This is a genomic window from Rosenbergiella epipactidis, from assembly GCF_018494055.1.
In the GTDB taxonomy this organism is placed as follows: domain Bacteria; phylum Pseudomonadota; class Gammaproteobacteria; order Enterobacterales; family Enterobacteriaceae; genus Rosenbergiella; species Rosenbergiella epipactidis.
In genome coordinates this window covers 1-1,302 of record NZ_JABBFQ010000017.1, presented here as the reverse complement: position 1 = coordinate 1,302, position 1,302 = coordinate 1, and the positions used below count along the sequence as shown (strand labels likewise).

The window sequence follows — 1,302 nt, the reverse complement described above, 5'->3', positions numbered from 1 at the left end:
GCGTCCACACTTCAAAGCCTCCCACCTATCCTACACATCAAGGCTCAATGTTCAGTGTCAAGCTATAGTAAAGGTTCACGGGGTCTTTCCGTCTTGCCGCGGGTACACTGCATCTTCACAGCGATTTCAATTTCACTGAGTCTCGGGTGGAGACAGCCTGGCCATCATTACGCCATTCGTGCAGGTCGGAACTTACCCGACAAGGAATTTCGCTACCTTAGGACCGTTATAGTTACGGCCGCCGTTTACTGGGGCTTCGATCAAGAGCTTCTCCTTACGGATAACCCCATCAATTAACCTTCCAGCACCGGGCAGGCGTCACACCGTATACGTCCACTTTCGTGTTTGCACAGTGCTGTGTTTTTAATAAACAGTTGCAGCCAGCTGGTATCTTCGACTGGCTTCAGCTCCGCGAGCTTGTCGCTTCACCTACGCGCCAGCGTGCCTTCTCCCGAAGTTACGGCACCATTTTGCCTAGTTCCTTCACCCGAGTTCTCTCAAGCGCCTTGGTATTCTCTACCTGATCACCTGTGTCGGTTTGGGGTACGATTCAATGTTACCTAGAGCTTAGAGGCTTTTCCTGGAAGCATGGCATCAATTACTTCAGTTCCGTAGAACCTCGTCATCACGTCTCAGCCTTAAGATAGTCCGGATTTACCAAAACTATCAGCCTACTCGCTTAAACCGGGACAACCGTCGCCCGGATAACCTAGCCTTCTCCGTCCCCCCTTCGCAGTAACACCCAGTACAGGAATATTAACCTGTTTCCCATCGACTACGCTTTTCAGCCTCGCCTTAGGGGTCGACTCACCCTGCCCCGATTAACGTTGGACAGGAACCCTTGATCTTCCGGCGAGCGGGTTTTTCACCCGCTTTATCGTTACTTATGTCAGCATTCGCACTTCTGATACCTCCAGCAGACCTCACAGTCCACCTTCAACGGCTTACAGAACGCTCCCCTACCCAACAACACATAGTGTCGCTGCCGCAGCTTCGGTGCATAGTTTAGCCCCGTTACATCTTCCGCGCAGGCCGACTCGACCAGTGAGCTATTACGCTTTCTTTAAATGATGGCTGCTTCTAAGCCAACATCCTGGCTGTCTGGGCCTTCCCACATCGTTTCCCACTTAACTATGACTTTGGGACCTTAGCTGGCGGTCTGGGTTGTTTCCCTCTTCACGACGGACGTTAGCACCCGCCGTGTGTCTCCCGTGATAACATTCTTCGGTATTCGTAGTTTGCATCGGGTTGGTAAGCCGGGATGGCCCCCTAGCCGAAACAGTGCTCTACCCCCGAAGATGA

At 52.3% G+C, this 1,302-nt stretch carries 1 rRNA gene; it reads right to left on the bottom strand.

Annotation, left to right across the window (positions count from 1 at the left end):
• Positions 1-1,302: ribosomal RNA gene (locus HGT71_RS15595) — 23S ribosomal RNA — on the bottom strand; the annotation flags it as partial.